Origin of the sequence: Streptomyces sp. RLB3-17 (assembly GCF_007113425.2) — a bacterium.
In the GTDB taxonomy this organism is placed as follows: domain Bacteria; phylum Actinomycetota; class Actinomycetes; order Streptomycetales; family Streptomycetaceae; genus Streptomyces; species Streptomyces mirabilis_D.
This window is the reverse complement of record NZ_CP041610.2, coordinates 1,113,575-1,129,823: the sequence shown is the minus strand read 5'-3', so window position 1 is coordinate 1,129,823 and position 16,249 is coordinate 1,113,575. Positions and strand designations below refer to the sequence as shown.

The following is a 16,249-nucleotide window of genomic DNA, read 5'->3' as shown; positions in this document are numbered from 1 at the left end:
TCGTTCTCCGTCCCGACGGAGCCCCCGCCGAGGAGTGACATGGCTGCGCCCCTGGCAGGCGCCGTGCGCGACGCGGCCCGCCTGATCGCCGGGTTCTCGACGTCCGCGGCTACGAGCGGCCGCCCCTGCGCGTCGGCCCCGGTACCGGTGGAGCCGCGTGACCCGAAGACGGTCGCAAAGGTTCGCATGTGGGACGAGAGCACATCTTGGCTCATCGCCCACTTGGGCGGTTTCCCGCATGTGACCGAGCACCGGGAGTGGATCGCGAAGATCACCCCGATGTGAGTTCTCCCCTTGCGAATGCGATCGCGGCCGCGCGCCGACCTGTACCGACCGAAAGGAAAAGATCATGCGTGTGGAACTGGACGAACCGAAGTGCGTCGCGTCGGGGCAGTGCGTGATGGCCTCGCCGGAGGTGTTCGACCAGCGGGAGGACGACGGCGTCGCGATCCTCCTGGCGGAGGAGCCCGGCGCCGAACTGCTCGACGGCGTGCGCGAGGCCGTCGCGATCTGCCCGGCCGCGGCGATCCGGCTGGTCGAGAAGTGAGGCGGATCCTGGTCGTCGGCGCCTCGGCCGCCGGGCTCGCGGCGGCCGAGACGCTGCGCCGGGAGGGGTACGACGGCACGCTCACCCTCGTCGGTGAGGAGGCCCACCCGCCCTACGACCGTCCGCCGCTGTCCAAGCAGATCCTCTCCGGCGAGTGGAGCCCGGAGCGGCTGCCGCTGCGCGCCCGTGCCGATCTCGACGCCCTCGACCTCGATCTGCTTCTGGGGCACGCCGCGACCGGCCTCGACCTCGCCGGGCGCGCGGTACTGCTGGCCGACGGGGCGCGACTGCCGTACGACGGCCTGATCGTGGCGACCGGCGTACGGCCGCGCAGGCTGCCCGGCGAGGGGGACGCGCATGTGCTGCGCACCCTGGACGACGCGCTGGCCCTCAGGGACCGGCTGGGTCCCGGGCGGCGACTCGTGGTCGTCGGTGCGGGGTTCCTCGGCGCGGAGGCCGCCGCGGTGGCGCGGGGGCTGGGCACGGAGGTCACGCTCCTCGAGCCGGCGCCGGTTCCGCTGGCGCACGCGGTCGGTGAGCAGGTGGGACGGGTCCTGTCGGGGGCTCATCTGGACCATGGCGTGGACCTGCGCACCGGGGTCGGTGTGGCCGAGGTGTCCGACAGCGGCGTACGGCTCACGGACGGGGAACTGGTCGCGGCCGACGAGGTGTTGGTGGCGATCGGTTCGCTGCCGAACACCGAGTGGCTGGAGGGCAGCGGTCTGAAGGTGGCGGACGGGCTCGTGTGCGACGAGTACAGCGCCGCCGCGCCGGGTGTGTACGGGGCCGGGGACGTGGCACGCTGGCACAATCCGCTGTTCGGTACGTCGATGCGGATCGAGCACCGGACCAACGCCGCCGAGCAGGGCATGGCCGCCGCCCGCAATCTGCTCCGTCCGGACGCGCGCAAGCCGTTCGCGCCGGTGCCGTACTTCTGGTCGGACCAGTACGACATGAAGGTGCAGGCGTTCGGCCATCTGCGGGGACACGACGAAGTCGCCGTGGTGGAAGGCGAGTTGGCCGCACGTCGGTTCGTGGTCGCCTACCGTACCGGTGACCGTCTGGTGGGGGCCCTGGCGATCGGCATGCCGCCCAAGGCGATCCGCGGCTGGCGGCAGGCCGTGGCCACCGGCGCGTCATGGCACGAGGCCGTCGACACGCCGCCGCCCACCGGGGCCGCGGCCCGCCGGACGCAGGACACGGCGCCGAAGATCCCGTAACGGCCCATGGCCTGCGTGCCGTTGTCGCTCAGCGGCTCACCCGAGCCGGGCCACGATGTGCGGAAGGTCGGCCGTCGAGCGGATCCCGGGGGACGCCTCGCACAGCACCGGTACGGCGTTGACGGCGCGGTTCGCCGTGTACGAGGGCGACATGGCGGCCATCCGGTCCAGGGGCACCGGGAAGCGCAGGTCGATGTCGAGCGGTGCGTCGCCGTCGACCGTGATGTGCCAGCCGGTGGCGCGGACGTCCCAGGCGCGGTCGAGGTCGGTGGTGCAGTACCAGGTGGCCCGGAAGCGCAGCAACGGTCGGCCGCCGCGCAGTCCCGAGACCGTGATCCGCTGGGCGGCCACGGTGTTCGGCCGCAGGGTGCCCGCCGCGATGTGGACGGGGCGGGGCGCGGTCGCGACCTCCCCCTCGGCCTCCACCGAGTCGAGCGGGATCGAGAGCGTGTCGGCGACCATGTGCAGCGACGGGCCGAAGCTGTCGCGCACCACGGACAGCCGCCGCTCGTCGTACTCGGCGGGGGGTTTGCCGAACCCCATCACGTCGAAGAGGAGTCCGGGGGAGTCGCGCTGGGAGAGATCGGCGAACTCCTCGATCGTCAGGCCGTCGAGCCGCCGTTGGATCGAGCTCAGGGCGAGGGGCAGCGCCTCCGTGATGAACCCCGGGCTGCTGCCGGTGCTGTGGATCGAGGACTTGCCGCTCTCGCACGCGGCCTCGACCCGCTCGCGCACCGCGGGGTCGAGACTGGCGGCGCGATGGAACTCGCCCCGCGTCGTCACGACGTTCGCGCCCGAGGCCAGCAACCGGCACACCTCGTCCATGTCGCAGGCGCGCGGCATGTAGAGGACACAGTCGGCGCCGAGCGCCACGATCTCGTCGATGTCGTGGGTGGCGATCACACCCGTCGGGCCCAGGCCGCACAGCTCGCCCGCGTCACGTCCCGCCTTGTCCGGCGTGTGCGCGTACAGCCCCGCCAGCGTCAGGTCCGGATGTTCGAGGACCGCCCGCAGCGCGCGGGAGCCGATGTTGCCGCTGGCCCATTGGACGACCCGGAGTTGAGGCCTGGCGTCCGTCCGTACGGTCATGGGAACCCCCTGATCCTCCGGCACAGTGGTGAGAACCATACTCTCCGAAATAGAGAATGGAACTCCCCAGCGGGAGGGTCAGGGGGACGGAACCCGTGTTACGCGGAGGCGGACCTGCCCGCCGTGGCCGGAACGCCCGAGATGCCACCCAGGCAGAACTGCCAGACCTCCTCGGAGGTCACGGGGTGGGCGTGGCTGTCGGCGGGGACGCCGTGGGCCTGCGAGGCGAACATGACCGTCTGCATGACGAGAGCGGCCTGACGGCGGGGTTTCCCGCCGGAGATGAGACCGGCCTCGGCGGCCTGCTCGATGATCTCGGTGAAGACCGTGAGCAGCGGGATGTGGGCGGTCGCCACCTGCTCGGGGTGCTTGACCAGCAGTTGCAGCGCGAAGTCGTTGAACAGCGGGCGCTGGACGCCGGGGCTGGGGTGCGACTGTTCGTAGAGCGTCTCGACGGCGATCCGCAGGCGCTGCAGCGGGTCGCTCTCGGTGGCGGCCGCCTCACGGACCTTGGCGGCGCCCATCGAGAGGGCGTCCTCGAACAGGGCGAGGAGCAGCTCGTGCTTGCCGTCGAAGTGCTGGTAGAAGCTGCGCAGGGACTGCTTCGAGCGGTCGACGACCTCCTGGACGGTGAAGTCGGTCGTGCCCTTCTCGACGATCAACTCCTGTGCCGAGTCCAGGAAGCGCTGCACGCGTTGCTCGGCGCGAAGCTTCGCGGCACGGGTCGATCGCTCTACGGCGCGCTGGCGCCACGCGGGTTCTTCGGGGACTGCGGTCACTTGCAGAACGATACTCCACTTCAGTGGGAATAAGTTGCGGCGCCCTACCGAATCGCGCATCACAGGTTCCGAGACTCTTACTTGCATTCACTGAGAATGATATTCTCACCGCATGCATCTGGGATGGCAGGCGAAGCAGCGCCCCGACGCGATCGCGGTCATCGAGAGCGGCGGCAGGACCGTCACGTACGCCGAGCTCGACGCACGGTCCCGGCAGCTGGCGGCGGCCATCGGCCTCAGGCCGGGAGACGCCATCGCGATCCGTATGCCCAGCGGCGCGGCCTTCCTGGAAGTCGCCTGGGCCGCCCAGCGCTCCGGCCTCCTCTACACGCCGGTCAACACCCACCTCCTCCCCGCCGAGGTCGAGGAGATGGCGCGGGGCAAGCTGCTCATCACCGAGGAGGTGTACGAGCGCCTGCTCGCGGCGCCCGGCACGGGGGAGTTCGAGGAGTGCGAGGGGCGCGAGCTCCCCTTCTCGGGAGGGACCACCGGGCGCCCCAAGGCCGTGCGCAAGCAGCTCACCGCGGGCCCGATGGGCGACCCCGCCGCCGAGTGCGTACAAGTGGCCCAGGGGCTGGCCCACTACGGCTTCGGCCCCGACGCCGTGTACCTCTCGACGGCCCCGTTCCACCACGCCTCGCCGCTCGTCCACTGCATGTCGCTGCTCCGGCTCGGCGCGACCCTCGTGGTCATGGACCGCTTCGACGCGGCCGAGTGCCTGGAGCTGATCGAGCGTCACCGGGTCACGCACGCACAGTTCGTCCCCACCATGTTCGTCCGCATGCTGAAGCTGCCCGCCGCGCGGCGCGCCCGTGACCTGAGCAGCTTGCGCGTGGTCCTGCACGGCGCCGCGCCCTGCCCGGTGGAGGTCAAGCGGCGGATGCTCGACTGGTTCGGCCCGATCATCCACGAGTTCTACTCCGGGACCGAGGCGTACGGCTTCACGGTCATCGGTCCGCAGGAGTGGCTGGCCCACCCGGGATCGGTGGGCCGGGCGGGCGACGACGTCCGCATCGTCGACGGCGTCGTCCACTTCGGCGAGAACACCCTGGGCGACATCGGACACCTCGACGAGGACGGCTATCTGTATCTGACCGACCGGGTCGCGCACACGATCGTGTCCGGTGGGGTCAACATCTACCCGCAGGAGGCCGAGGACGTCCTGGTCATGCACCCGGGGGTGGCCGACGTCGCGGTGATCGGGGTCCCGGACCCCGAGAGGGGCGAACGGGTCCTCGCGGTGGTCCAGCCGGCCGCCGCCGACGTGACCGCCGACGAGCTGCTCGCGTACTGCCGGGAGCGTCTCGCCCCGTACAAGTGCCCGCGCGCCGTCGACTTCGTCCTCGGTCTGCCCAGGGACCCCAGCGGCAAGCTGCGCAAGGGCCTGCTCCGGGAGACGTACTGGCGGAACCACGAAACGAGGATCGTCTGACATGGCATGGGACTTTTCCACCGAGCCGGAGTTCGAGAGGAAACTGGAGTGGATCAGGTGGTTCCGCGCCGAGCGTGTGGACCCGCTGGACCTGGTCTATCCGGACCGGGCCTTCCACCCCCTCGACGAGGAGACCGGCCCGGTCGTCCGGGCCCTCAAGCAACAGGTGCGCGACCAGGGCCTGTGGGCGCCCCACCTCGGCCCGGAGCTCGGCGGACGCGGCTTCGGGCAGCTCAAGCTGGCCCTCATCAACGAGATCCTGGGCGAGTCCAGTTGGGCCCCCGTCATCTTCGGCACGGCCGCCCCGGACACGGGCAACGCGGAGATCATCGCCCGCTACGGCACCGAGGAGCAGAAGGAGCGCTATCTCAAGCCGCTGCTCGAAGGCGAGTGCTTCTCCTGCTTCTCCATGACCGAGCCGCAGGCCGGCGCCGACCCGAAGATGTTCACCACACGCGCCGAACGGGACGGCGACGACTGGGTCATCACGGGCCGCAAGTTCTTCTCCTCCAACGCGCGGACCTCCAAGTTCGTCATCGTGATGGCGGTGACCGACCCGGACGTCAGCGCGTACCGGGGCATGTCGATGTTCCTGGTGCCCAGCGACACCCCCGGCATCCGGATGGAACGCCACCTCGGTCTGATGAGCGAGGCCCCGGACGAGGGCATGCACGCGCTCATCGAGTACGACGGCGTCCGCGTCCCCGGTGACGCCCTGCTCGGCGGCGAGGGCCAGGCCTTCGCCATCGCGCAGACCCGGCTCGGTGGCGGGCGGGTCCACCATGCGATGCGGGTCGTGGGCCAGTGCCAGAAGGCGTTGGACATGATGGCCGAGCGTGCCCTGTCCCGGGAGACCCAGGGCAGCAGGCTGGCCGACAAGCAGCTCGTCCAGGCCGACCTGGCCGACTCCTACGCGCAGTTGCAGCAGTTCCGGCTGTTCGTGCTGCACACGGCCTGGCAGATCGACCGGTACCAGGACTACAAGCGGGTCCGCAAGGACATCTCCGCCATCAAGTTCCTGACGCCGAAGGTGCTGCACGACATCGTGTACCGCTCCATGCACCTGCACGGCGCCCTGGGTGTGTCCAACGAGATGCCCTTCGCCGACATGTGGACCGGCGCGGCCGTCATGGCGGTCGTCGACGGGCCCTCGGAGATCCACAAGGTCACGGTGGCCAAGGACCTCCTGCGCGGCTACGAGGCCGCGCCGGGGCCCTGGCCCTCACAGCATCTGCCCGCTCGCCGGGAGTGGGCCCGCAAGCAGCTGGAGAACATGTGAACATCGAGTCGCTCGCCCGCTGGCTGGACGGTCAGGACATCGCTCCGGGGGGACCGGTCGAGGTGTCCCTCATATCCGGGGGCACCTCCAACGACATCTTCGACATCCGGCGCGGCGAGCGGCGGATGGTGCTGCGCAAGCCCCCGGAGAAGGTCCCGCCGGGCCGCAACGAGACCATGCTGCGGGAGTTCCGGGTACTGAACGCGCTGGGCGGGACGGAGGTGCCGCACCCGGAGGCCATCGCGGTCTGCGACGACACCGACGTGATCGGCTCGTGCTTCTACCTCATGGGCCATGTGAACGGCTGGTCGCCGATGAACACCGACGGCTGGCCCGAGCCCTTCAAGAGCGATCTGTCCCTGCGCCCCGGTCTCGCCTACGAGCTGGTGGAGGGCATCGCCAAGCTGGGCAACGTCGACTGGCGGGCCCGGGGACTCGAGGGGTTCGGCCGGCCGGACGGCTTCCACGACCGCCAGGTGGACCGCTGGCAGGCGCACCTGGCGAAGTTCAGGTTCCGCGAGATACCGGGACTGGACGCGGCGGCCGCGTGGCTGCGCACGCACCGGCCCCGGCACTGGGAGCCGGGCATCATCCACGGCGACTACCAGTTCGCCAACGTGATGTTCAAGCACGGGGCGCCCGCCGAGCTCGCCGCCCTGGTCGACTTCGAGATGGCCACCGTGGGCGACCCGCTGCTCGACCTCGGCTGGGTCGTCATGGGCTGGCCGAACGCCGACGAGGACCGGGACGCGGCGGGCCGGTACGCCGACTACACGGGCATGCCGGACCGGGCCGACATCATCGAGCACTACGCCAAGGTCAGCGGCCGGGACGTCGCCGACATCGACTACTACGTGATCCTCGCCCGGTTCAAGATGGCGATCGTGCTGGAGGGCGGCTACGCCCGCCATGTGCAGGGCGACGGCGGCAACCCGAAGATGGCCTACTACGGGGACGCGGTCCTGCAGATGGCGGCCCAGGCGGCCGAACTGGCCGCGACGACACGGCTATGAGAGCGGCCCGATGCCATGCCGTCGGCGGCCCGGTGGTCGTCGAGGAGATGCCCGACCCGGACGGTGAGGTACCCGTCGACGTGCACTACGCGGCGGTGAACTTCGCCGACGTCCTGGTGATCGAAGGCACCTACCAGGTGAAGGCGGAACCGCCGTTCACTCCCGGCAGCGAGTTCGCCGGAGTGGTCGCCGAGTCGGGGCACGGGTTCGAGAAGGGCGAGCGGGTCTTCGGGTCCGTCTTCGTCGGCGCCTTCGCCGAGCGGGTCGCCGTCCGGGCGGCCAGCCTGTACCGGATCCCCGACACGATCCCGACCCGGCGCGCGGCGGCCTTCGGGGTCTCGCACGCCACCGCCTACAACGCGCTGACGCTGATCGGCCGCCTCCAGGAGGGGGAGCGGGTGGCGGTGCTGGGCGCGGCCGGCGGGGTCGGTCTCGCGGCCGTCGAACTGGCCGCGCTGCTCGGGGCGGAGGTGGTCGCCGTGGCCTCCACCGAGGAGAAGCGGGCGGCCTGTCTGGAACAGGGCGCCCATGAAGCGCTCCCGTACGACGACCTCAAGCGGCGGCTGCGGGACTCGGGCGGCGCCGACCTTGTGATCGACCCGGTGGGGGGACCGCACTCCGAACAGGCGCTGCGGGCCATGCGCTGGGGCGGCCGGTTCGTGAACGTCGGCTTCGCCAGCGGCGAGGTGCCCCGGCTCCCGCTCAATCTGGCGATGCTCAAGGGCGTCACGATCCACGGCTTCGACTTCGGCGGCTGGGCGCGGCACGGCCGGGAACAGCTGGCCGTCACCCGCGGCGAGCTGAACCGCATGTTCGCCGAGGACCTGATCCACCCCCGGGTCCACGCCGTCCACCCGCTCGACGAGGTGGCGACGGCCCTGGACCTGGACCGCCGTGCCATCGGCAAGACCCTTCTGGAGGTGGGCCGTGGAGTTTGAGTTCGACGAGGACCAACGGCTGCTGCAACGGCTGGTACGGGAGACGGTCGCCAAGTCCCGCTCACAGCCACCGGACCAGCTCTGGGCGACCTATCTGGAACTGGGGTGGCTGGAGGCCCCTCCGGTGGAACTCGCCATCGTCCTGGAGGAGTTGGGGTACGCCGCCGATCCCACCCCCTTCCTGGCCACGGCCACCTGGTTCGCTCCGCTCGCCGGGCGGCTGCCGAGCGGCTCGGGAACCGGAGTGTTCGACGGCACCGGCCGGTTCGTCCTCGACGCGGACCGGGCGGACGAGATCGCCCTGCTCACCCGCGACGGCGTGCGGATCGTGACGGGCCCGGAGCTCGGCGCGGCACGCGTCGACATCTTCGACCCCACCCTCCATGCGGCCCATGTCGAGGTCCCCGACCTGGTCCCCGGGATCCCGGACCTCGCCCTGATGGGCCTCGCGATCTCCACGGTCGGCAGCTGCCGGCGCATCCTGGACCTGGCGGTGGCCCATGTGAAGGAACGCGTCCAGTTCGACGTGCCCATCGGCTCCTTCCAGGCCGTCAAGCACAAGGCGGCGGACATGTACGTCGCCATCGAACGGGCCCGCGCCCTCGCCTACTTCTCCGCGCTGACCAGCGCCGAGGACGACCCACGGCGTGGCAGGGCGGCCTCGATGGCCAAGGCCGCCGCCGGGGAGTGCCAGCGGATCGTCTTCCGTAACGGCTTCCAGCTGTTCGGAGCGATGGGCTTCACCTGGGAGAACGAACTGCAGATCCACCTCAAGCGGGCCAAGGCCGGCGATCTGCTGCTGGGGACGGCGGCCGTACACCGCAGGGCGTTGCTGGAGAAGACGCGGCAGCTACAGGAGAAGGCGCGGCAGGAACGGGAGAGGTCCGGGCCGCAGCGACGGAGGTCCGGACCGGATCGGGAGACGAGCGGGCAGGAAGGGGTGGTGGCGGGATGAAGCTGGACTCCGGCTCCGAAGTGGAGGAGTTCCGCGCCGAGTTCGCCGCCTTCCTCGACGCCCATCTGCCCACCCCGGACGAGGCCCACCCCACGTCGCGGTCGAGCGCCGACGTCCCCGCCTGGGCGCGCCGCTGGCAGCGCACACTGTTCGACGCGGGCTGGCTGCTGCCCGGCAAACCCCCCGAGTACGGCGGCCGGAACGCCACCCTGCCGCAGCAACTCGCCCACCTGGAGGAGCTGTCGAGGCGACGGATCTACCACAGCTTCAACCCCCAGGGCATCGGCATCATCGCGGCCTCGATCCTCACCTTCGGGACCGAGGAGCAGAAGAAGCGGTGGGCGATTCCCCTCCTGCGCACCGAGATCACGGCGGCGCTCGGCATGAGCGAGCCGGGCGCCGGATCCGACCTCGCCGGGCTGCGCACCCGCGCGGTCCTGGACGGCGACCACTTCGTCGTCAACGGGCAGAAGGTGTGGACGTCGGGCGCGCACGACGCGGACGTCCTGCTGACTTTCGTCCGCACCGACCCTGCCGCGCCCAAACACAAGGGCATCAGCGTGCTGCTCATCCCCACCGACACCGAGGGCGTGGTGCGCAGGCCGTTCGCGTCCATGGCCGCGCAGGACGACCTCGACTTCAACGAGGTGTTCTTCACCGACGTCCGGGTCCCGCGCGAGAACCTCGTCGGTCCTCTGAACAAGGGCTGGTCGGTGGCGCACGGCTCGCTCGGGCACGAGCGGACCATGCTGTGGCTGAGCTTCGCCGAGCGCCTCGACGACCTGATCCGGGACGCGCCCAGCGACGAGGAGTGGTACGCGACGCTCCTCATGGACGCCCAGGCGCTCAGGCTGCTCGGCTACCGCCAGTTGGGCGGCGACCGTGACCCGGCGGAGCTGTCGGTCCTCAAGCTGCTCGGCTCCGAGGCGATCCAGGTCGCGAGTCTGCACGCACTGGAGGACCGCGGGCCGGAGGGGCTGGTCCATCCCGAAGTGACCGGTCCGCCCAACCACATGAGCACGGACGACTTCATCTCCAGCTGGTTCGAGCGGTACGCGCGCAGCTTCGCCGGGACGATCGCGGGCGGCACCTCGGAGATCCAGCACAACATCATCGCCGAGCGCATCCTCGGCCTGCCGAGATAACCCAGGAGGACGTGGATGGACCAGATTCTGTACGAGGTCCAGGACCGGGTCGCGGTCATCAGCCTCAACCGTCCCGAGGTCGCCAACGCCCAGACCATGGGCCTCCTCGACGACCTGGACGCGGCCTGGACCCGCGCCGCGGCCGACGAGGACGTAAGGGTGATCGTGCTGCGGGGCAACGGACGGCACTTCTCGGCCGGCCACGACCTGAAGGACCGCTGGCCGAGCCCCGACAAGATCACCCTGGAGTGGATCTACACCGCTGAGGCGCGCCGGTACCTGGAGTACACCCTGCGCTGGCGCAATGTGCCCAAGCCGTCGATCGCCGCGGTCCAGGGCAAGTGCATCGCGGGCGGCCTGATGCTGTGCTGGCCCTGCGATCTGATCGTGGCCGCCGAGAACGCCGAGTTCTCCGATCCCGTGGTGCACATGGGCATTGGGGGAGTGGAGTACCACGGTCACACCTGGGAGCTCGGACCGCGCAAGGCGAAGGAGATCCTCTTCACCGGCCGGGCCGTCACCGCCGAGGAGGCGGAGAAGGTCGGCATGGTCAACCGTGTCGTCCCGCTGGGGGAACTGGACGCGGCCACCCTGGAGTTGGCCGGTCAGATCGCGCGGATGCACCCCTTCGCGCTCCGCCAGGCCAAGCGGGCCGTCAACCAGACCCTGGACGTGCAGGGCTTCTACGCGGCCGTCCAGTCGGTGTTCGACATCCATGAGACCGGGCACGGGAACGCGCTGAGCGTGGGCGGCTACCCGATCCTCACACGGCTGGAGGAGATGAAGGACCACATCAAGGCGCAGTGAACGCGGCTGGCTTGAGGACGACGTCTTGAGGGGCGGGGCGCGAAACGCGCCCCGCCCCTCGGAACAACCCGGCGGGCAGACCTTGTTCAGCCGCGTTCGTGACGGAAGACCTTCCCTCCCTTCATCACGAAGCGGACGTCGGCCATCACCGAGATGTCCTCCAGCGGATTACCGGGTACGGCGATCAGGTCCGCGAGGAGCCCCTCGGCGATCCGTCCGCGGTCCTCGGCGTCGATCAGTTCGGCCGCGTTGACCGTCGCCGCCCTGAGCACCTCCAGCGGGGTCATCCCGCGCTCGACGAGGGCGATGAGCTCCTGGGCGCCGCGACCGTGCGGGATCGCCGGCGCGTCGGTGCCGACCGCGATCTTCACGCCCGCCTTGAGGGCCCGGGCGACGACCGTCCTGGCGTGCGGGAAGATCTCGCCGGCCTTGGCCTTCAGTTCGGGCGGGGCCTTGGAGATGTCCATGCCGTCGATCAGGGCGGTCGTCGCGACGAGGAAGGTGCCGCGCTCGGCCATCAGCTCGATGGTCGCGTCGTCCAGCAGGAAGCCGTGCTCGATGCAGTCGATGCCGGCCTCCACGGCCGACCGGACGGCGGCGGCGCCGTGGGTGTGCGCCGCCACCTTGAGTCCGCGCCGGTGGGCCTCGTCCACGATGGCCCGCAACTCCTCGTCGGAGTAGTGCTGGGCGCCCGCGGTGCCGGTGTGGGACATGACCCCGCCCGACGCGCAGACCTTGATGAGCTGGGCGCCGTACTTGATCTGGTGGCGGACGGCCTTGCGCACCTCGTCGACGCCGTTGGCGATGCCCTCCTCCAGGGAGAGGGGCATGATGCCGGGGGCGTACGCGGCGAACATCGTGGGGTCCAGATGCCCTCCGGTCGGGGTGATCGCGTGCCCCGCGGGGACGATGCGGGGGCCGTCGATCCAGCCGGCGTCGATGGCCTTGGCCAGGGCGACGTCCAGCAGATAGCCGCCGGTCTTCACGAACAGGCCGAGGTTCCTGACGGTGGTGAAACCCGAGCGCAGGGTCCGGCGTGCGTTGGCGACCCCGCGGAGCATGCGCAGCGGCGGGTCGTCCTGGACGGGGGAGAGGCCCGGGACCTCGCCCCGGCCTCCCATGAGGAGGTTGACCTCCATGTCCATCAGGCCGGGCAGCAGGGTGACGTCGCCCAGATCCAGGATGTCACCCTCGCCGCCTACTCCGCCGTCTGCGATGCGGTCGCCGTCGACGGTGACCAGGCCCGGTGCCTCGATCCGTCCCGTCTCGACGTGCAGGACGCGGGCGGCCTTGAGCGTGACCACCTCAGACCTGCGGCTCGGCGATGACGTCGAGGTAGGCGGCGCCCGAGTCGGGGACGCGGGGCTGCTTCCAGACCTCGATGGGGAACGACACCATGACGAGGGAGAACATGAGCAGCATCAGGTTGCGTTCGGGCTCGGGCAGGTCGTCGAGCGGGAACTTGTCGAGGTGTGTCGTCGCGCGGTCCAGCAGGGGGAACGCCGCGTCGTAGAACGCCTGCATGTCCGCCATGCTGCTGGCGAGGCGCTTGGCGTAGCGCTCGCGTTCGCTGCCGAGGATCCAGTCGCTGTGGGGCTCGAGTTCGGCGAAGTCACTCGGCAGCATCGGCGTGCTCCTTCACGTAGTCCCTGACGACCTTGTGGAGGTGGCGCAGGAGGATCTCCTGGTCGTTGAGGGGGAAGTCGGTGACATAGCGGCCCTTGAGCATGGTCTGGGTGGCCTCGAGGGTGTTGGCGTCCTGGAGGGCGTACTCCTTGAAGGTGACGGCGGTGAGCTCCTGGGCGAGGCGGTCGCGGGCCGTCTTCGCGGGGACGAAGTAGAGGTTCGCCTCGAACAGGTGCTTGTCCACGGCCGTCGGCCAGTAGTGGTACGTCAGATACCAGCCGGGTGCCCACAGGAGCAGCATGAAGTTGGGGAACAGCACGAAGGAGTCGGTGCCCCAGGAGCGGTGGCGGGCCGGGTTGACACCGGCCGGCAGCGGGTCGAGGCCCGCGATGTCGGGCCGGTCCCAGGGGCCGAACAGGCCGCTGCGCAGCTCCCGTTCGATCGGCTTGACCATCGAGGGGTCCTTCGGCGGCGCCATGCCGCCCCAGGACGAGATCATCGAGTGGGGGCTGTGCAGCTCGTAGTGGAGTGCCTCGAAGCCGTAGCCCAGGAGCTTCTCCGCCTCCTCCTTGGTGGCCTGCTTCTGGTGCAGGACGGGAGCGTGGTAGAACTCCGCGAAGGCGTCGATGAACAGCTTCCAGTTACTGCCGATCTCGGCTTTGTAGGTGAAGACGTCGGTCATCTCGTGGAAGGGGTAACCCTCCAGGCCCTTGGCCATGTCCCCGAGGTACTCCCGCAGGCTCTGCCGGGGGTCGAGGTTGACGAAGACGAAGCCTTCCCAGATGTCGCAGGCGACTTCCTTGAGGCCGTAGTCGTCCTTGTCGAGGTCGAAGAACTCGCCCTCCTGCTGGACGAAGGTGAGCTTGCCGGTGAGGTCGTAGCGCCAGGCGTGGTACTTGCAGGTGAACTGGCGGCAGGTGCCCTTGACCTCCTCGCCCGGGAAGTCGTTCCAGACGAGCTTGTTGCCGCGGTGGCGGCAGACGTTGTGGAAGGCGCGGATCTGCTGGTCGCGGCCGCGGACGATGATCAGTGAGGTGCCGGCCGCGGCGAGTTCCTTGGTGAAGTAGTGGCCGGGCTTGGGGACCTGTTCGACGCGGCCGACGTTGAGCCAGGTCCGCTTGAAGATGGCCTCCCGCTCGGCCTCGTAGTAGGCGGGATCGATCGAGTCCTCGTAGTTCACGGGACTCGTGCCCAGTTCGGGGTACTGCTCGGTCCAGCTTCCGGCCTCAGGCTTGCTGAAGTGTGGCATGGCTGCTCCCCTTTCCTGAATGAGAATAGCATTCTCATTCAGTGATAGTGAAGTTCTCCGCAGGGAGGCCGGGATCGAGCTCCACCTCGAAGGTGTTGAGGACCATGGCCAGCAGGCCGTACGTGCCGATGGTGAAGACCAGATCCATCAGCTGCCGGTCGTTCAGCTCGGCGGCGAGCGCCCGGTAGGTGTCGTCGGACAGGCCCGAATCCGCCTCCAGTTCGTCCACCGCCCGGGTGATCGCCGTCGGCTCGCCGGCACGGATCGCGTCGATCTCCTCGTCGGTGACGCCGGCCTTCCGGGCGATCAGCACGTGCTGGACCCACTCGTACTGGCAGCGTCTGCGCCAGGCCACCCGCAGGATGGCCAGTTCGCGGGTACGCGGTGACAGTGTCGAACGGCGGCTCAGTAGGTATCGGTTGTAGCCCAGGAAGGCCGTGGCCAGTTCCGGGTGCTGCGCGAAGAGCCCCAGGGCGTTGGACGGCAGCAGTTTGCGCCCCGGCGCGAAGGACGCCATCGCCTCGGTGTCCCACTCGTCGTAGGGGAGCGGCGGGATGCGGTTCATGTGTTGCGGCCCCCGTTCACGCCCAGGATCTGGCCCGTGATGTAGCCGGCCTCCTCCGACACGAGGAACGCGCAGGCCGCGGCGATGTCCTCCGGGCGGCCGACCCGTCGTACCGGAGTGCGCTGGATGTGCTCCTCGACCGTCCCGCCGAGCAGTTCGCGCGCTTCCGCCTTGCGCAGCATCGGCGTGTCGATGAAACCGGGCGGCACCGCGTTGACGGTCACGCCGAACGGGCCCAGCTCCAGGGCCAGCGCCTTCGTCAGGCCGTTGACCGCCGACTTGGACGCCACGTAGTGCGTCATGAACGGCTGGCCCGACTGGGCGCTCGAGGAGGAGATGTTGACGATCCGTCCCCAGCCCGCCTCCATCATGTCCGGCAGCGCGGCCTGCACGCAGTGGAAGACGCCGTTCAGATTGACGTTGATCACCCGCTGCCAGGCCTCGAAGGTGAGGTCGGAGAAGCGCTTGAAGCCGTCCATTCCGGCCGCGTTGACCAGGATCGTGACCGGTCCCAGCCGCTCCCTCACCGCGGCCAGCGCCGCGTCCACCTGGGCCCGGTCGGCGACGTCGGTGGCGGGCACGACACTCGTGTCCGACGGATTGAGGTCGAGCGCGGCGACCCGGTAGCCGTCCTTGGCCAGCCGCTCCGCGATGGCCAGACCGATACCGGAAGCGCCGCCGGTGACGACCGCCGTCCTCATGACAGCTCCTCGTCGCCGACGATGGTGGTGCGCTGGAGCGTCCGCTCCGAGTCGGCGGTGTACGGCAGCGCCCGGTGCAGCATCCCGGTGTTGTCCCACACCACCAGGTCGCCGACCCGCCAGTCGTGGGTGTAGCGGAACCTCTCCCGGGTGGTCCACTCCAGCAAGTGGTCCAGCAGGGCCCGGCTTTCGGCGGCGTCCATGCCGACGATGTGGTCCGCCGTCGCCCCGATCACCAGTGAGCGGCGCCCGTCACGGCGCTTCCACACCAACGGCGTCTCGTGGGTGGGGACTCTGCGCCAGCCCGCGAGCATCTCGGGACCTGGGTCGGGCGTCACCAGCCGCTGGGCCGCCTCGAAGCTGTGCACCACGCGCAGGTCGTCGTACTGCTTGCGGTCCGCCTCCGGAAGGTTCTCGTACGCCGCGTAGGTACTGGCGAACTCGGTCCCGCCGCCGGTCATGGCCACGTGCCGGGCGGTCAGGGTGGTCGTCCTGGTCGGTACGGGGTCGGTGGTGCCGTCGATGTGCCAGTGGAACGTCCCCTTGAGGTACTCGGCCGTCGGGTTCCTTGCCGGGTCGAGCGAGACGGTGAAGATCTCCTTGCCCCGCACCGCGAAGACCTTGCCCAGCCTGCGGCTGAAGGCCAGTTGGCCTTCGTCGTCGAGGTGCAGTCCGCGGATGAGAAGGATGCCGCGCCACTGGAGCGCCTCCGCGCACCGGCTGATCAGTCGATCGTCGAGCGGATTGCCGACACCGGTGACCTCTACGCCCAGGCTCGGGCTGAGGGCCTTCGTTGCGATCATGAAAATCTCCCTTCCGGATGCGAGAATAGTATTCTCGCCAGTCGGTCGACCGGAAGGCCCGGGACGACGGGCCTCTCGCCTCCCGCTGTCCGCCGGGATGG

General features: G+C 69.9%; 18 protein-coding genes. 10 read left to right on the top strand and 8 right to left on the bottom strand.

Annotated features, from left to right (window positions below):
* Nucleotides 1–39 precede the first annotated feature (39 nt).
* The 3 genes from FNV62_RS05370 (at nucleotide 40) to FNV62_RS05360 (ending at nucleotide 1,767) form a co-directional block, all read left to right on the top strand.
* Nucleotides 40–285: a hypothetical protein gene (locus tag FNV62_RS05370; protein WP_144314747.1), complete on the top strand. Its 246-nt coding sequence runs from the start codon at nucleotides 40–42 to the stop codon at nucleotides 283–285.
* 64 nt (nucleotides 286–349) lie between these two features.
* The gene (locus FNV62_RS05365; protein ID WP_054235675.1) at nucleotides 350–547 is read left to right on the top strand and encodes a ferredoxin; all 198 of its coding nucleotides are present in this window, start codon (nucleotides 350–352) and stop codon (nucleotides 545–547) included.
* Nucleotides 544–1,767, top strand: coding sequence for an NAD(P)/FAD-dependent oxidoreductase (locus FNV62_RS05360; RefSeq protein WP_205523125.1), 1,224 nt, complete (start codon nucleotides 544–546; stop codon nucleotides 1,765–1,767). The genes FNV62_RS05365 and FNV62_RS05360 overlap by 4 nt, the downstream gene beginning before the upstream one ends.
* Nucleotides 1,768–1,803: 36 nt before the next feature.
* Here the strand turns inward: FNV62_RS05360 and FNV62_RS05355 are convergent, their stop codons facing one another.
* Together FNV62_RS05355 and FNV62_RS05350 are read right to left on the bottom strand one after the other, a co-directional pair.
* Nucleotides 1,804–2,856, bottom strand: coding sequence for a dihydrodipicolinate reductase (locus tag FNV62_RS05355; RefSeq protein ID WP_144314746.1), 1,053 nt, complete (start codon nucleotides 2,854–2,856; stop codon nucleotides 1,804–1,806).
* Nucleotides 2,857–2,954: 98 nt separating this feature from the next.
* Nucleotides 2,955–3,635 carry a TetR/AcrR family transcriptional regulator gene (locus FNV62_RS05350; RefSeq protein WP_060897801.1) on the bottom strand — a complete coding sequence of 227 codons (681 nt, stop codon included), beginning with the start codon at nucleotides 3,633–3,635 and terminating at the stop codon, nucleotides 2,955–2,957.
* A 112-nt stretch (nucleotides 3,636–3,747) separates the two neighbouring features.
* On the opposite strand from FNV62_RS05350, the gene FNV62_RS05345 reads away from it, so the two are divergent.
* The 7 genes from FNV62_RS05345 to FNV62_RS05315 are packed head-to-tail and all read left to right on the top strand — an operon-like array spanning nucleotide 3,748 to nucleotide 11,204.
* On the top strand, nucleotides 3,748–5,067 hold the full coding sequence (locus tag FNV62_RS05345) for an AMP-binding protein (RefSeq protein WP_097282817.1): 1,320 nt from the start codon (nucleotides 3,748–3,750) through the stop codon (nucleotides 5,065–5,067).
* A 1-nt stretch (nucleotide 5,068) separates the two neighbouring features.
* Entirely contained in the window at nucleotides 5,069–6,346 is a 1,278-nt protein-coding gene (locus tag FNV62_RS05340; RefSeq protein WP_144314745.1) for an acyl-CoA dehydrogenase family protein, read from the top strand.
* On the top strand, nucleotides 6,343–7,359 hold the full coding sequence (locus FNV62_RS05335) for a phosphotransferase family protein (protein WP_144314744.1): 1,017 nt from the start codon (nucleotides 6,343–6,345) through the stop codon (nucleotides 7,357–7,359). The genes FNV62_RS05340 and FNV62_RS05335 overlap by 4 nt, the downstream gene beginning before the upstream one ends.
* The gene (locus FNV62_RS05330) at nucleotides 7,356–8,297 is read left to right on the top strand and encodes an NADPH:quinone oxidoreductase family protein (protein WP_097282813.1); all 942 of its coding nucleotides are present in this window, start codon (nucleotides 7,356–7,358) and stop codon (nucleotides 8,295–8,297) included. Before FNV62_RS05335 ends, FNV62_RS05330 begins: the two co-directional genes overlap by 4 nt.
* The gene (locus FNV62_RS05325) at nucleotides 8,287–9,252 is read left to right on the top strand and encodes an acyl-CoA dehydrogenase (protein ID WP_144314743.1); all 966 of its coding nucleotides are present in this window, start codon (nucleotides 8,287–8,289) and stop codon (nucleotides 9,250–9,252) included. Before FNV62_RS05330 ends, FNV62_RS05325 begins: the two co-directional genes overlap by 11 nt.
* Entirely contained in the window at nucleotides 9,249–10,397 is a 1,149-nt protein-coding gene (locus FNV62_RS05320; protein ID WP_144314742.1) for an acyl-CoA dehydrogenase family protein, read from the top strand. Before FNV62_RS05325 ends, FNV62_RS05320 begins: the two co-directional genes overlap by 4 nt.
* A gap of 15 nt (nucleotides 10,398–10,412) precedes the next feature.
* Nucleotides 10,413–11,204: an enoyl-CoA hydratase gene (locus FNV62_RS05315; protein ID WP_097282810.1), complete on the top strand. Its 792-nt coding sequence runs from the start codon at nucleotides 10,413–10,415 to the stop codon at nucleotides 11,202–11,204.
* Between the two features lie 86 nt (nucleotides 11,205–11,290).
* On the opposite strand, the gene FNV62_RS05310 is transcribed toward FNV62_RS05315, so the two are convergent.
* The 6 genes from FNV62_RS05310 to FNV62_RS05285 are packed head-to-tail and all read right to left on the bottom strand — an operon-like array spanning nucleotide 11,291 to nucleotide 16,148.
* Nucleotides 11,291–12,508, bottom strand: coding sequence for a metal-dependent hydrolase family protein (locus FNV62_RS05310; protein ID WP_144314741.1), 1,218 nt, complete (start codon nucleotides 12,506–12,508; stop codon nucleotides 11,291–11,293).
* 1 nt (nucleotide 12,509) lies between these two features.
* On the bottom strand, nucleotides 12,510–12,830 hold the full coding sequence (locus FNV62_RS05305) for a hypothetical protein (protein WP_054235685.1): 321 nt from the start codon (nucleotides 12,828–12,830) through the stop codon (nucleotides 12,510–12,512).
* On the bottom strand, nucleotides 12,817–14,079 hold the full coding sequence (locus FNV62_RS05300; protein ID WP_054235686.1) for an aromatic ring-hydroxylating oxygenase subunit alpha: 1,263 nt from the start codon (nucleotides 14,077–14,079) through the stop codon (nucleotides 12,817–12,819). The genes FNV62_RS05305 and FNV62_RS05300 overlap by 14 nt, the downstream gene beginning before the upstream one ends.
* A 34-nt stretch (nucleotides 14,080–14,113) precedes the next feature.
* Nucleotides 14,114–14,644, bottom strand: a complete 531-nt coding sequence (locus FNV62_RS05295) for a carboxymuconolactone decarboxylase family protein (protein WP_144314740.1) — start codon at nucleotides 14,642–14,644, stop codon at nucleotides 14,114–14,116.
* Complete coding sequence (locus FNV62_RS05290; RefSeq protein WP_144314739.1) at nucleotides 14,641–15,345, bottom strand: SDR family NAD(P)-dependent oxidoreductase; 705 nt, start codon at nucleotides 15,343–15,345, stop codon at nucleotides 14,641–14,643. The genes FNV62_RS05295 and FNV62_RS05290 overlap by 4 nt, the downstream gene beginning before the upstream one ends.
* Nucleotides 15,342–16,148 (bottom strand): TauD/TfdA dioxygenase family protein, encoded by an 807-nt coding sequence (locus FNV62_RS05285; protein WP_144314738.1) that lies wholly within the window; start codon nucleotides 16,146–16,148, stop codon nucleotides 15,342–15,344. Before FNV62_RS05285 ends, FNV62_RS05290 begins: the two co-directional genes overlap by 4 nt.
* Between the last annotated feature and the right edge of the window lie 101 nt (nucleotides 16,149–16,249).

Bases quoted from the DNA above. Each gene is read 5' to 3' on its own strand.
- FNV62_RS05330 (WP_097282813.1), top strand. From the start codon at position 7,356: ATGAGAGCGGCCCGATGCCATGCCGTCGGCGGCCCGGTGGTCGTCGAG.
- FNV62_RS05370 (WP_144314747.1), top strand. From the start codon at position 40: ATGGCTGCGCCCCTGGCAGGCGCCGTGCGCGACGCGGCCCGCCTGATC.
- FNV62_RS05315 (WP_097282810.1), top strand. From the start codon at position 10,413: ATGGACCAGATTCTGTACGAGGTCCAGGACCGGGTCGCGGTCATCAGC.
- FNV62_RS05340 (WP_144314745.1), top strand. From the start codon at position 5,069: ATGGCATGGGACTTTTCCACCGAGCCGGAGTTCGAGAGGAAACTGGAG.
- FNV62_RS05365 (WP_054235675.1), top strand. From the start codon at position 350: ATGCGTGTGGAACTGGACGAACCGAAGTGCGTCGCGTCGGGGCAGTGC.
- FNV62_RS05290 (WP_144314739.1), bottom strand. From the start codon at position 15,345: ATGAGGACGGCGGTCGTCACCGGCGGCGCTTCCGGTATCGGTCTGGCC.
- FNV62_RS05305 (WP_054235685.1), bottom strand. From the start codon at position 12,830: ATGCTGCCGAGTGACTTCGCCGAACTCGAGCCCCACAGCGACTGGATC.
- FNV62_RS05295 (WP_144314740.1), bottom strand. From the start codon at position 14,644: ATGAACCGCATCCCGCCGCTCCCCTACGACGAGTGGGACACCGAGGCG.
- FNV62_RS05355 (WP_144314746.1), bottom strand. From the start codon at position 2,856: ATGACCGTACGGACGGACGCCAGGCCTCAACTCCGGGTCGTCCAATGG.
- FNV62_RS05300 (WP_054235686.1), bottom strand. From the start codon at position 14,079: ATGCCACACTTCAGCAAGCCTGAGGCCGGAAGCTGGACCGAGCAGTAC.
- FNV62_RS05285 (WP_144314738.1), bottom strand. From the start codon at position 16,148: ATGATCGCAACGAAGGCCCTCAGCCCGAGCCTGGGCGTAGAGGTCACC.
- FNV62_RS05345 (WP_097282817.1), top strand. From the start codon at position 3,748: ATGCATCTGGGATGGCAGGCGAAGCAGCGCCCCGACGCGATCGCGGTC.
- FNV62_RS05320 (WP_144314742.1), top strand. From the start codon at position 9,249: ATGAAGCTGGACTCCGGCTCCGAAGTGGAGGAGTTCCGCGCCGAGTTC.